The organism is Variovorax sp. GW823-FHT04F07 (genome assembly GCF_058795995.1).
Map to the genome: position 1 here is coordinate 671,099 of NZ_JBXAIG010000003.1, position 13,101 is coordinate 684,199.

At 70.6% G+C, this 13,101-nt stretch carries 12 protein-coding genes; 1 reads left to right on the forward strand and 11 read right to left on the reverse strand.

From position 1 onward, the window contains the following. Window positions 1-9: 9 nt before the first annotated feature. The 5 genes from AC1RAA_RS18455 to AC1RAA_RS18475 form a co-directional block, all read right to left on the reverse strand. Window positions 10-882, reverse strand: coding sequence for a branched-chain amino acid ABC transporter permease (locus AC1RAA_RS18455; protein WP_056577629.1), 873 nt, complete (start codon window positions 880-882; stop codon window positions 10-12). Between the two features lie 13 nt (window positions 883-895). Continuing rightward, window positions 896-1,615, reverse strand: coding sequence for an ABC transporter ATP-binding protein (locus tag AC1RAA_RS18460; protein WP_095746832.1), 720 nt, complete (start codon window positions 1,613-1,615; stop codon window positions 896-898). Further along, window positions 1,612-2,430 (reverse strand): ABC transporter ATP-binding protein, encoded by an 819-nt coding sequence (locus tag AC1RAA_RS18465; RefSeq protein WP_062478152.1) that lies wholly within the window; start codon window positions 2,428-2,430, stop codon window positions 1,612-1,614. Before AC1RAA_RS18465 ends, AC1RAA_RS18460 begins: the two co-directional genes overlap by 4 nt. Window positions 2,431-2,582: 152 nt before the next feature. Beyond that, the gene (locus AC1RAA_RS18470; protein ID WP_095746834.1) at window positions 2,583-3,761 is read right to left on the reverse strand and encodes an acetyl-CoA C-acetyltransferase; all 1,179 of its coding nucleotides are present in this window, start codon (window positions 3,759-3,761) and stop codon (window positions 2,583-2,585) included. Between the two features lie 118 nt (window positions 3,762-3,879). Next, entirely contained in the window at window positions 3,880-5,037 is a 1,158-nt protein-coding gene (locus AC1RAA_RS18475; RefSeq protein WP_095947984.1) for an acyl-CoA dehydrogenase family protein, read from the reverse strand. 167 nt (window positions 5,038-5,204) lie between these two features. On the opposite strand from AC1RAA_RS18475, the gene AC1RAA_RS18480 reads away from it, so the two are divergent. Continuing rightward, window positions 5,205-5,996, forward strand: a complete 792-nt coding sequence (locus tag AC1RAA_RS18480; RefSeq protein WP_492730787.1) for an enoyl-CoA hydratase — start codon at window positions 5,205-5,207, stop codon at window positions 5,994-5,996. Between the two features lie 21 nt (window positions 5,997-6,017). Here the strand turns inward: AC1RAA_RS18480 and AC1RAA_RS18485 are convergent, their stop codons facing one another. The 6 genes from AC1RAA_RS18485 to AC1RAA_RS18510 form a co-directional block, all read right to left on the reverse strand. Next, window positions 6,018-6,800 carry an SDR family NAD(P)-dependent oxidoreductase gene (locus AC1RAA_RS18485; protein ID WP_062478161.1) on the reverse strand — a complete coding sequence of 261 codons (783 nt, stop codon included), beginning with the start codon at window positions 6,798-6,800 and terminating at the stop codon, window positions 6,018-6,020. A 59-nt stretch (window positions 6,801-6,859) separates the two neighbouring features. Continuing rightward, window positions 6,860-9,010, reverse strand: coding sequence for a fatty acid oxidation complex subunit alpha FadB (gene fadB, locus AC1RAA_RS18490; RefSeq protein ID WP_492730785.1), 2,151 nt, complete (start codon window positions 9,008-9,010; stop codon window positions 6,860-6,862). Window positions 9,011-9,099: 89 nt separating this feature from the next. Further along, window positions 9,100-9,516 carry an EthD domain-containing protein gene (locus tag AC1RAA_RS18495; protein ID WP_492730783.1) on the reverse strand — a complete coding sequence of 139 codons (417 nt, stop codon included), beginning with the start codon at window positions 9,514-9,516 and terminating at the stop codon, window positions 9,100-9,102. Beyond that, the gene (locus AC1RAA_RS18500; RefSeq protein ID WP_492730781.1) at window positions 9,513-10,340 is read right to left on the reverse strand and encodes an acyl-CoA thioesterase; all 828 of its coding nucleotides are present in this window, start codon (window positions 10,338-10,340) and stop codon (window positions 9,513-9,515) included. Before AC1RAA_RS18500 ends, AC1RAA_RS18495 begins: the two co-directional genes overlap by 4 nt. Continuing rightward, entirely contained in the window at window positions 10,337-11,749 is a 1,413-nt protein-coding gene (locus AC1RAA_RS18505; RefSeq protein ID WP_492730779.1) for an enoyl-CoA hydratase-related protein, read from the reverse strand. The genes AC1RAA_RS18500 and AC1RAA_RS18505 overlap by 4 nt, the downstream gene beginning before the upstream one ends. Before the next feature lie 28 nt (window positions 11,750-11,777). After that, a complete protein-coding gene (locus tag AC1RAA_RS18510) occupies window positions 11,778-12,986 on the reverse strand; it encodes an acetyl-CoA C-acetyltransferase (protein WP_492730777.1) in 1,209 nt (402 codons plus the stop codon). Between the last annotated feature and the right edge of the window lie 115 nt (window positions 12,987-13,101).

Sequence of the window (13,101 nt, forward strand, 5' to 3'; positions counted from 1 at the left end):
TTCATGCGATCAGACCCGGGTGACCAACTTGCGGCCCATGAGGCCGGAAGGCTTGACGATGAGCACGCCGACGATCAGCACCAGCGCCACCGACAGCTTGAGTTCGGTGCCCACCACGTAGGTGCCGATGAGGTTCTCGAGCACGCCGACGATGAAGCCGCCGAGCACGGCGCCCACGGGGCTGTCGATGCCGCCGATGAGCGCACCGGCAAAGGCGTAGAGCAGCACGCCGGTCATCATGTGCGGGTCGAGGAAGACCACGGGCGCGACCATCATCCCGGCCACCGCGCCGATGGCACCGGCCAGGCCCCAGCCCAGCATCAGCATGCGCCCGACGTTGATGCCCACCAGCCGCGACGAGGCCGCGTTCTGCGCCGCGGCGCGCATCGCCAGGCCCAGCGGCGTGAAGCGGAAGAACGCGAACAGCAACAGCACCACCAGCAGCGTGACGCCGATGGCGCCCATCTCGTGCGCCGACATCATGGCGCTGCCGAACCACGCGTCCGACGGGAACGGGCTCGGGAACTGCTTGATGGTGTAGCCGAAGAGCCAGCCCGCCAGGCTGTGGAAGATCACCAGGAGGCCGATGAACACCACCACCACCGACAGCGCCGGCTTGTCGTGCATGGGCCGGATCACGGTGAACTCCACCACGGCCGCGAGCACGAAGGACAGCGCCACGGTCGCCACGAAGGCGGCCCAGTACGGCAGGCCGGCCTGCATGAGGCTCCAGGCGATGAAGGTCGAGAACATCGCCATCTCGCCCTGCGCGAAGTTGATGTGGTGCGTGGCCTGGTAGATCATCACCAGCGCCAGCGCAACGCTGGCGTAGATGCCGCCGGTGGCCAGGCCCGCCAGCAGTTGGTGCAGGAATGCGTTCATCGGTGTGAGGCCCTTATTCGCCGAGGTAGGCTTTGCGCACGGCGTCGTTGCGGCGGATGTCGGCGGCGCTGCCCGAGAGCACGATGCGGCCGGTTTCCAGGAGGTAGGCCGAGTCGGCCAGGTCGAGCGCGAGCTTGGCGTTCTGCTCGACGAGCAGGATCGACACGCGCTCTTCCTTGTTGATGCGCCGCATGATCGAGAAGATGTCCTTCACGATGAGCGGCGCGAGCCCGAAGGACGGTTCGTCGAGCAGCAGCAGGCGCGGCTTGCCCATGAGCGCGCGGCCGATGGCCAGCATCTGCTGCTCGCCGCCCGACAGCGTGCCGGCCTGCTGGGCGCGGCGCTCGCGCAGGCGCGGGAAGTAATCGAACACGCGCTCCATGTCGGCGTCGATGCCGTCCCTGCTCGCGCGGGCATACGCGCCCAGGCGCAGGTTTTCTTCGGTCGTGAGGCCCAGGAAGGTGCCGCGCCCGTCGGGCACGTGGCCCACGCCGGCTTTGGCGATCTGCTCGGTGGAGCGGCCGTCGATGCGCTGGCCGGCCAGCATGATGCGGCCCTCGGTGCTCACCATCATCTGGCACAGCGCGCGCAGCGTGGTGGTCTTGCCGGCGCCGTTGGCGCCCAGCAGCGCCACGACCTGGCCGGTGGGAATGTCGAGGTCGATGCCTTGCAGCACGCGCGTCGGGCCGTACGCCGCATGCAGCCCGCGCACTTCGAGGATGTTGGTCGTCATGCCATCGCCTCCGCTTCTGCCTCTTCGCCCAGGTAGGCGCGGATCACCTCGGGGTGCGCGCGCACCTCGGCCGGCGTGCCCTCGGCGATCTTCTTGCCGAAGTTCAGCGCCACCACCTTGTCCGACACGCCCATCACGAGGCTCATGTGGTGCTCGACCAGCAGCACCGTCACGTTCAGGCGGTCGCGGATGTCGCGGATCAGCGTGCCCAGGCTTTCGAGTTCTTCGTGGTTCAGGCCGCAGGCCGGCTCGTCGAGCAGCAGCAGTTGCGGCTCGGCCGCCAGTGCGCGTGCCAGCTCGACGCGCTTTTGCGTGCCGAAAGGCAGGTCGGCCACTTCGCGCTCGGCCACGGCCTCGAGGTCGAGAAAGTGGATCAGCTGGTCGGCCCGCGCCCGCGCCTGCGACTCGATGGCCGCCACGCCGGGCAGCCGGAAGGCGTTGCGCAGAAAGCCCGCGTGGTGCTTGCTGTGGCAGCCCACCAGCACGTTGTCGCGCACGGTCATCGTGCGAAACAGCGCCAGGTTCTGGAAGGTGCGCCCGATGCCCAGGCCCGCCATGCGGTGACGCGGCAGGCGCGTGAGCGGATGGCCGTCGAACTCGATGCGGCCGGCGCTGCACTCGTACAGGCGCGAGAGACAGTTGAACAGCGTGCTCTTGCCCGCCCCGTTCGGCCCGATGAGGCCGCAGATCTGGCCCCGCCGCACGTCGAACGAGACGCCGTCGAGCGCCACGATGCCGCCGAAGCGCACCGACACCGCGTCGATGCGCAACAGGGGGGTGTTCTCTTTGTCTCCGCGATCGGTGTCATGAATCATGCGTCGATCTCTTTTTATGGAGCCGCGGTCGATGGCCGCAGCGTTCTCTTATCCAGAAACACCGCGGAACCGGCTTTGCCGGGCCGCAGGTGTTGCCCCCTGCAAGGGGGTTGGAGGCCACACGAAGTGGGCAAGCCTGGGGGTGTGCCTGTCTACAGCCGTTCGATGATGGTCACATTCGCCATGCCGCCGCCTTCGCACATGGTCTGCAGGCCGTAGCGCTTGCCGCGCTGGCCCAGGGCGTTGACCAGCGTGGTCATCAGCTTGGTGCCCGAGGCGCCCAGCGGGTGGCCCAGCGCAATGGCGCCGCCGTTCACGTTGATGCGGGCCGGGTCGGCGCCCAGTGCCTTGAGCCAGGCGATGGGCACGGGCGCGAAGGCTTCGTTGACTTCGTACAGGTCGATGTCCTCGATCTTCATGCCGGCCTTTTGCAGCGCGCGCTGCGTGGCGGGCAGCGGGGCCTCGAGCATGATGACCGGGTCGTGGCCCAGCACGCTCATGTGGTGGATGCGCGCCAGCGGCTTCACGCCCAGCGTCTTCAGGCCGCGCTCGTTCACGACCATGAGGCCGCTGGCGCCGTCGCAGATCTGGCTGGCGGTGGCCGCGGTGCAGCGCCCGCCTTCGGCGATGAGCTTGACGCCGGCGATGCTCTCCAGCGTGGCGTCGTAGCGGATGCCCTCGTCGGTGGTGTGCAGCTCGCCGGTCTCGGTGCCGTCGGCCATGCGCACGGCCACGGGCACGATCTCACGCTCGAAGTGACCGGCCTTGGTGGCGGCGATGGCGCGGTGGTGGCTTTCGAGCGCGTAGCGGTCGAGCGCGTCTTTCTCGATGCCGTAGTTGCGCGCGATCATCTCGGCGCCCGTGAACTGGCTGAACTGGATGCCGGGGTAGCGCTTCTCCATGCCCGGGCTCACGTAGAAGCCCAGGTTGTTCTTCAGCGGCAGCGTGGTGGGCAGGCCCATGGGCACGCGGCTCATGCTCTCGACGCCGGCGGCGATGACGATGTCCATCGTGCCCGACATCACGGCCTGCGCCGCGAAGTGCAGCGCCTGCTGCGACGAGCCGCACTGGCGGTCGACCGAGGTGGCGGGCACCGACTCGGGCAGGCGCGAAGCCAGCACCGCGTTGCGCGCCACGTTGGAGGCCTGCTCGCCGGCCTGGCCGACGCAGCCCATGATGACGTCCTCGATCAGGGCGGGGTCGGCGTCGGTGCGCTCCACGAGGGCGTTGAGCACCTGTGCGGCCAGGTCGGCCGGGTGCCATCCGGCGAGGCGGCCGTTGCGGCGGCCGCCGGCGGTGCGCGCGGCGGCGACGATATAGGCTTCGGGCATGTGAAATCTCCGGTGATGGGTTCGGTTCAACAGTCCAGCGCATTGTTGGCGCCGCGCCGCCGCACAGCGTCGTCGGAACCGACGATTTTGGGCGGCGGCGCCTTGCGCCCCTACGCTCTCAGGCCTTGGCCAGGCGCTTGGCCATGCTCCAGCGGTGCACCTCCGACGGGCCGTCATAGATCCGGAAGGCCCGCATGTCACGGAAGATGCGCGCGGCCACGGTCTCGTCCGAGACGCCGCTCGCGCCCAGGATCTGTACCGAGCGGTCGACCACGCGCCACTCGGCCTCCGAGCACAGCACCTTGGCCACGCTCGACTCGTGGCGGCCCTTGCCGCCCTGGTCGAGCACCCACGCGCAGTGCCAGATGGTCAGGCGCGAGACGTGCAGGTCCATGTCGTTGTCGGCCAGCATGAAGCCCACGCCTTCGTGCTCCACCAGCGCATGGCCGAAGGCCTGGCGGCGGCGGGCGTAGTCGGCGGCGAGTTCGTGCACGCGGCGCGCGGCGCCGAGCCAGCGCATGCAGTGCGTGAGGCGCGCGGGCGCCAGCCGCACCTGGGCGTAGCGAAAGCCCTCGCCGATGGCGCCCAGCACGTCGGTGGCCGGCACGCGCAGGCCGTCGAAGCGCACCACGCCGTGGCCGCCGGTGAAGCAGCTGTCGAGTGCGTCGATCTGCCGCTCGATCACGATTTCGGGCTGGTCCATGTCGGCCAGGAACATGGTCGACGAGCCGTCTTCCATGCGCGCCATGATGATCGCGAAGCCCGCGCCGGTGGCGCCGGTGATGAACCACTTGCGCCCGGTGATCACGTAGTGGTCGCCGTCGCGCACGGCCACGGTCTGCATCATCGACGGGTCGGAGCCGGCGCCGGGTGGCGGCTCGGTCATGCAGAAGCACGAGCGCACATGGCCGTCGATGAGCGGCTGCAGCCAGCGCGCCTTCTGCGCCGGCGTGGCCACCACCTCCATCAGATGCACATTGCCTTCGTCGGGCGCGTGGATGTTGAGCGCCACCGGGCCGAGCGGCGAGTAGCCCGCCTCCTCGAACACGATGGCCTTGTCGACGTGCGACAGGCCCAGCCCGCCGTGTTCCTTCGACGCGTGCGGCGTGAGCAGGCCGGCGCGGCGTGCGCGTGCCACCAGCTCGTCGCGCAGCGCCTCGGCGGGGCCGTGCGAATCCTGCCGGGGGTCGGATTCGAGCGGAATCACCTCCTCGGCGATGAAGCGGCGCGTTCGTTCCTGCAGGTCGAGCTGGGCCGGGGTGAGGCTGAAGTCCATGGTGGGACGCTCCTTCTTTCTCTCAGTGGATTCAAGGACGGATTGAAGACAATGCGGCGCATGGTGCCGACGCGGGCACGGGTTTCGAGTCGTGAGCGGGACAAGCCTGCCGGATTCGTCCGTTCCGACGATGCCGCGGCCCGGCCTGCGCCCAACACTGACACGCCATGAACACAGCTGCAACCAACAACGACGACAACATCCTCCTGCTCACCCGTCCGCAGGACGGCTGCGCCTGCCTCACGCTGAACCGCCCGCAGGCCATGAACGCCCTGTCGCTCGCGCTGCGGCGCGCGCTGGTGCGCACGCTCGACACGCTCGCGCAGGACGACAGCGTGCGCGTGCTGATCCTCACCGGCGCGGGCCGCGCCTTCTGCGCCGGCCTGGACCTGCGCGAGATCGACCCGGGCGCCATCACCGGCGACGCCGGCACCGACGTGGCCACCGCGCTCGCGAACTTTCCGCGCCCGGTGATCGGCGCCGTGAACGGCGCGGCCATCACCGGCGGCCTCGAGGTGGCGCTGGCCTGCGACCTGCTGATCGCCTCGAGCGAGGCGCGCTTTGCCGACACCCACGCGCGCATCGGTGTGATCCCGGGCTGGGGGCTGTCGCAGCGGCTGTCGCGGCTCATCGGCATCGCGCGCGCGAAGGAAATGGCCTTCAGCGGCAACTTCGTCGGTGCCGAGCAGGCCGAGCGCTGGGGGCTGGTCAACCGCGTGACCACGCCCGGGCAACTAATGCCCGAAGCGCTGGCCCTGGCCGCCGACATCGCGAGCGCACTGCCCGAGATGCTGCCGGTCTACAAGCGCCTGATCGACGACGGCCATGCGCGCAGTTTTGCCGAAGGCATGGCGCTGGAGCAGGCCGCCGCGCGCGAGTGGGCCGCGTCGCTCACGCCCGAGGTGCTGCGCGCGCGCCGCGAGGCGGTGCAGGCGCGCGGGCGGGCGCAGAAGGGCTGACGACGGCCCTTCGCACTGGCGTCAGCGCGGCGCCATCCGGATCGCGCCGTCCAGCCGCACGCTCTCGCCGTTGAAATAGCCGTTGGTGATCATCAGCTCGGCCAGCGTCGCGTACTCGGCCGGGTTGCCCAGGCGCTTGGGGAAGGGCACCGAGGCGGCCAGTGCGGCCTTCACGTTGTCGGGCGCGCCCTGCAGCAGCGGCGTGTTGAAGATGCCCGGCAGGATGGTGTTCACGCGGATGCCCTCGCCCATGAGGTCGCGCGCGATGGGCAGCGTCATGCCGACCACGCCGGCCTTCGAGGCGGTGTAGGCGGCCTGGCCCATCTGGCCGTCTTGTGCCGCGACCGAGGCGGTGTTGACGATGGCGCCGCGCTCGCCGTCTTCCAGCGCATCGAGCGTGAGCATGCCGGCCGCCGACTTGGCGATGCAGCGGAAGGTGCCCACGAGGTTGATCTGGATGATGCGGTCGAAATTGGCGAGCGGAAAGTGCTTGATCTCGCCCGAGGCCTTGTCGCGGCTCGCGGTCTTCACCGCGTTGCCGGTGCCGGCGCAGTTGACCAGCACGCGCTCCTGGCCGTGCGCGGCGCGCGCCTTGGCGAAGGCCGCGTCGACCTGCTCTTCCGACGTGACATCGACCTTGCAGAACACGCCGCCCAGCTCCTTGGCCAGGGCCTCGCCCTGTTCCACGTTGAGGTCGAACAGCGCGACCTTCACGCCGTGGCTGGCCAGGCGGCGCGCGGTGGCAGCCCCCAGGCCCGAGGCGCCGCCCGTGACGACGGCGGCAATGCTGGAATCGAGTTGCATCTCTTGTTGTCCTTGGATAGAGAGAGAAAGGAAGAAAGAAAACCGAAAACGCCTGCCGTTCAGACCGGGTAGTAGCGCAGCTTGCGCGCCGCCATCTCGCGCATGCGCGCCGTGGGCACATACGGCGCGCCGAGCGCCGCATGCTTGTCGCACAACGCGACCACGCGGTCCAGCCCCAGCCAGTCGGCGTACTTGAGCGCGCCGCCCGCATAGGCCGGAAAGCCCACGCCAAGCAGCAGCGCCATGTCGAGCTCGGCCGGCGTGGCGACCACGCCGTCTTCGAGCGCGTGCGCGGCCTCGACCACCATCGGCAGCATCATGCGTTCGACGATCTCCGCGTCCGCGAAATCGCGCCGGCCCTGCGGCTGCAGCGTGGCAACCAGCGCATGCGCCTCGGGCGCGGCCGACTTGCGCGGGCGGCCCGTGGGGTCGTTCTCGTAGCGGTAGAAACCGGCGCCGTTCTTCTGGCCATAGCGCTTGTTCGCCACCATCAGCTTCACGGCGTTGCGTTCGAGGGCCGGCATGCGCTGCGGGTAGCCCGCGGCGATCACGTCGCCCACGTGCGCGCCCACGTCCATGCCCACCACGTCCTGCAGGTAGGCCGGGCCCATGGGCCAGCCGAAGGCTTCCATCGCGCGGTCGACCGCTTCGAAGTCGGCGCCATCGGCCACCAGCTGCACGAAGGCGTTGATGTACGGCGTGAGGATGCGGTTGACCAGGAAGCCCGGGCAGTCCTTCACCACGATGGGCGTCTTGCCCATGGCCACCGCATAGCCCACGGCGGTGGACACGGCGGCGTCGCGCGTCTTCGCGCCCTGGATCACTTCCACCAGTTGCATCACCGGCACGGGGTTGAAGAAGTGCATGCCGACAAAGTCTTCGGGCCGCGCGAGCGGCTGGGCGATGTCGTCGATGCGCAGGCTCGAGGTGTTCGAGGCGATCACGGTGCCGGGCTTCACGCTGCCTTCCAGCGCGGCCAGCACCTTGCGCTTGACCTCGAGGTTCTCGACCACGGCCTCGACCACGCAGTCCACGCTGTCGAAGCCGGCCTCGTCGAGCTGCGGCACGATCGACGCGCGGATGGCATCGGCCTTGGCCTGCGCGAGCCGGCCGTTCTTCACCTGCTTGGCGAGCTGCTTGCCGGCCTCGGCCATGCCCAGGTCGAGCTGCGGCTGCGCGATGTCCTTCATGCGCACCGGCGTGCCGCGCAGCGCGCTCGTGTAGGCGATGCCGCCGCCCATGATGCCTGCGCCGAGCACGGCCGCCTGCTTCACCGGACGGCCTTCGCGCGCGTGGCGCTTGTAGAGCTTCTTGAGCGCCTGGTCGTTGAGAAAGGCCTGCACCAGCGAGGCGGCGGCCTGCGTCTTCGCGACGCGGCCGAAGGCGGCCGACTCGAGGTCGAGCGCGCCCGCGCGGTCGCGGCCTGCGGCCTCGGCCATCATTTCGAGCGCGATGATTGCTGCGGGCTGGTGCTTGCCGCTGCGCGCCGCCACCTGCGTGCGCGCTGTCTCGACCAACGCACCGGCCTCCTGCGCCGACAGGGCCAGCGGCGTGCGCTTGCGTTGCTGCGCGGCCTGCCAGTCGATCTCGCCGCGCACCGCGCGCTGCAGCAGCGCGAGCGCACGGTCGCGCAGGGCCTCGGGCGCGGCGACCTCGTCGGTCACGCCCGCGGCCAGCGCGGCCGGCGCCTTGGCCGGCTTGCCGCTCGCCACCCAGTCGATGGCCGTGGCCAGGCCGGCCAGGCGCGACAGCCGCACCGTGCCGCCGAAGCCCGGGAACAGGCCCAGCTTCACCTCGGGCACGCCGACCTGGGCCGTGTCGGCCATCACGCGCAGCGGCGCGAGCATCGCCAGCTCCAGCCCGCCGCCGAGCGCGAAGCCGTTGATGGCGACCACGCTGGGCACGGCCAGGTCTTCGAAGGCGTTGAACAGTTCGTTGCTGGCACGCACGCCGCGCGCGATGTCGGCCTCGGCCTGCTGGAAGGTGGCACCGAACTCGGTGATGTCAGCGCCGACGATGAACACGTCTTTCGCGCTCGTCACCAGCACACCGCGCACATCGGGCGAGGCCGCGATGCGTTCGGTGGCCTGGCGGAACTCGTCGACGGTGCGCGCGTCGAGCTTGTTGATGGCCTCGCCGCGCCGGTCGAAGCGCAGCTCCACCAGCCCGTCCTGCAACGGCAGGACTTCGATACTTTCGCCTTGGAACAAAGGGGGTCTCCTCGCGGCCGGCGACACGCCAGCCTGTGGGAAAAAGTTTAGGGACGCGCCCTGCGCGCAGGCATCGTCCGAAGCGACGATTACAGGCGGCCGCGCGCCTGCAGGTAGTCGCGCACCGCCTCGGCGGCGGGGTCGCCGACCACGGCGAATTCGTCGGTGAAGAAGATCGGCGAGGCCGCCAGGTCGATGAAACGGCGCTCGTCCGCGAGCAGCTCGGCGCTCGCGCGGCGGGCTTCTTCGCGCCGCGCACCGGTGCGCGCCTCGAGGCTGTCCCACCACAGCTCGGCCACGCCGTCGAAGGGCGCCGGGCTGCCGCGCGGCACGGCCAGCGGCAGCACGAGTGCGTCGTCGAGCGTGTGCGACTGCACGTAGCGGCGCAGGCCCAGCACCTCGGCGCGCTCGGCGACCAGCGGTGCGTGCACGTGGCGCCAGTGGTGCTGGAACTGCGCGCGGTCCAGGTGCGGCAAGCGCCGCAGGCAGAAGACGAGCTTGATCATCGGCGCACCCGGATCAGCCCTTCCTGCGCCACCGAGGCCACGAGCCGGCCGGCGCGGTCGAACAGCGCGCCGCGGCAGAAGCCCCGCGCATGCTCGGCCGAGGGCGAGTCGGCGTCGTACAGCAGCCAGTCGTCGCAGCGGAAGTCGCGGTGGAACCACATCGCGTGGTCCAGGCTCACGCCCTGCACGCCGGGTTGTTGAAACGCCAGGCCGTGCGGCTGCATCGCCACGCCCATGAAGCTGTAGTCGGAGGCGTAGGCCAGCATCGCCTGGTGCAGCAGCGGATCGTCGGGCAGCGCATCGGCGGTGCGCAGCCAGAGCTGGCTCTGCGGTGGGCGCGGGCCGGCCGTGACCGGGTCGCGCGGATCGACGTAGCGGAACTCGATCGGCCCCTCGACGCGCACGCGTGGGCCGGCGCGCGGCGTGAGGTCTTCGGGCGGCGGCGCCTCGGGCATGGCGCACTGGTGCGACACGCCCTCTTCGCGCCGGTGGAACGAGGCCGACATGTGGAAGATCGGCTCGCCGTGCTGGATGGCGACCACGCGCCTCGTGGTGAAGCTCGCGCCGTCGCGGATGCGGTCCACGTCGTAGACGATGGGCGCGGCCTTGTCGCCCGCGCGCAGGAAGTAGCCGTGCAGCGAATGCGCCGCATGCCCGTCGACCGTGCGGGCCGCCGCCATCAGCGCCTGCCCGAGCACCTGGCCGCCGAAGACGGCGGGCGCGCCGATGTCGGTGCTGGTGCCGCGAAACAGGTTCTTCTCGAGCTGTTCGAGCTGCAGTTGGGCGACCAGCGACTGCAGCGCTTGCGCGCGGCCTGAGCTCACGCGGCGTGCTCCGTAAGATAGAACGAGGTGTTCGATTGCGCGCGCTGGCGCAGTGCGGCCGTGGGGCGGAAGCGCTCGCCGTGGCGCAGCACGAGTGCGTCGCAGCGCGCGACGAAAGCCGTGAGGCCGACGGTCTCGATGTACGAGAGCGTGCCGCCGGTCCAGTCGGGGTAGCCCAGCGCGAGCACGGCGCCGAGGTCGGCCTCGACCGGCTGCTTCAGCACGCCTTCTTCGAGGCAGCGCGCTGCTTCGAGCGCGAGCAGCGACAGCAGGCGCTCGCCGACGGCGCGTGCGTCGGGTTGCGACGCAGTGGCTTGTTCCGCCGTTGCATCGGCGGTCAACGGACTCTCGCCCAACCCGGCCTGCCGCGCAGCGTTCGCGATGAGCGCAGGCGACACGCCTTCACTCAACAGCGCCACACCTTCACTGCGGTACAGCTGCCGCAGCCGTTCGACATACGCAGCATTGACCGTACTCAAGTCACCCTTGCGCCGCAGCGCCGCGCCCCGGTTCACGAACAGCGTGCGCATCAGGTTGCGCGCCACCGGGCCGGCCAGCAAGGGGCCGAAGCACTGCGCCTCGACCGCCAGGCCCGCGTCCATCGGCAGCTGCGTGCCTTCGTACACGGCCGACAGGATGGCCAGCGGCGCCGGCAGGTTGTCGTGCGTGTCGCGCCGCACCTGCGCCAGCGTGGCGCCGAAGCTGGCACCCGCGTGCGGTGCGAGCGCGCCCGCGCCGCCCGGCACCTGGAAGCCCTTCACGTCCCACGGCTGCTGGCCGGCGTCGGGGTGGTCAAGCACCCAGCGACGGGCCACGGCCACGAGCTGGTCGGCCGGGGCGAGCGCATCGACCATGCCCAGCGCCAGCGCTTCGGCCGGCGCCACATGCCGGCCCGACAGCAGCAGCGGCAGCGCGCGCGCAATGCCGACGAGGCGCGGCAGCCGCTGCGTGCCACCGCCCACGGGCAGCAGGCCGACCGTGACCTCGGGCAGCCCGACCACCGCGCGCGGCTCGTCGAGCAGCACGCGGTGATGGCAGGCCAGCGCCAGTTCGAAGCCGCCGCCCAGCGCCACGCCGTTGATCGCCACCGCCACGGGCTTGCCGCAGCGTTCCAGCTCGCGCAGCGCGCGCCCGCCGGGTGCGATCGCCTCGATGGCCTCGGCCGCGCCGCCGCCCGTGGCATGAAAGCCCACGAGGTCCTTCAGGTCGGCCCCGGCCATGAAGCCGCTGGCCTTGCCCGAAGTGATGACGGCGCCGCGCACGTCGGCGCGCTGCGCGATCTGCGCCACGGCCTCGCGCAGTTCGGCCGTGAAGCCGGGCGTGAACACGTTCATCGGCCGCTCGGGCACGTCGAGGGTGAGGAGCGCGACGCCGTCGGCATCGACCTCGAATCGGATGTGGGAAGGCATAGAAAAAATGGAAGAGAAGACGTGCTGCTCAGACGCGCTCGATCACCAGCGCGGTCGACTGCCCCGCCGCGGCGCACAGCGTGACCAGGCCCAGGCGCGCGTCGCGCCGCTCCAGTTCGTCGAGCAGCGTGCCCGTGAGGATCGCGCCGGTCGCGCCCAGCGGGTGGCCCAGCGCGATGGCGCCGCCGTTCACGTTGATGCGTGCGGGGTCGATGTCGAAGTGGCGCGCATAACGCATCGGCACCACCGAGAAGGCCTCGTTCACTTCGAACAGGTCGATGTCGCCGATGGCCAGGCCGCAGCGTGCCAGCAGGCGTTCGGTGGCGGGCATCGGGCCGCCCAGGCTCAGCAGCGGCTCGTCGGCGCACGAGGCGCTGCCGACGATGCGTGCGCGCGGCACGAGGCCGTTGCGCGTGCCGTAGTCGCGGTTGCCCAGCAGCACCGCGCAGGCGCCGTCGACGATGCCGCTCGAGTTGCCGCCCGTGTGGATCGCGTCGATGTGCGACAGCTGCGGGTAGCGCTGCAGCAGGATCGCTTCGTAGCCCTGCGCGGCCACGCCGGCGAAGGCGGGCTTGAGCTTGGCCAGGTCGGCCATCGTGGTGCCGGGGCGGTTGGCCTCGTCCTTCGCGAGCACGGTGCGGCCGAGCCGGTCGCGCACGGGCACGAGCGAGCGGTCGAAGCGGCCCTCGGCCTGCGCCACGGCGGCGCGGCGCTGGCTTTCCACGGCGTAGGCATCGACCGCCTCGCGGTCCACGCCGTCGAGCATGGCCATGAGGTCGGCCGCCACGCCGTTGGGGATGTAGGGGTAGCGCTGGCCCACGGCCGGGTCGGTGTAGACCGCGCCGCCGTCGCTGCCGATGGTCACGCGCGACATCGACTCCACGCCGCCGCCGATCACCGCGTCGGCCTGGCCCGAGGCCACGAGGCCGAAGCCCATCTTCAGCGTGTCGAGCGCCGAGGTGCAGAAGCGGTTGAGCTGGAAGCCCACCACGCTGTCGCCGTAGCCCGCCGACAGCAGCGCGACGCGCGCGATGTCGGCGCCCTGCTCGCCCACGGGCATCACCACGCCCAGGCCCACGTCCTCGATCTGCGCGGGGTCGAGTGCATGGCGTTCGCGCAGCGCCTGCAGCACCTGCGTGGCCAGCTGCACCGGCGTGATGGGGTGCAGCGCACCGTCGGCGCGGCCCTTGCCGCGCGGCGTGCGCACGTGGTCGTAGATGAAAACGTCGTGGGTCATGGGCAGGGCGCCGCCCGGGTGCGCAAGGCCACCGGATGCAGGGGAATTCAGTTTGTCTGCGGCCAGTTTAGGAAGCAGAATCGGTTGCCGGAATCGTCGGAAGCGACGGAATTTC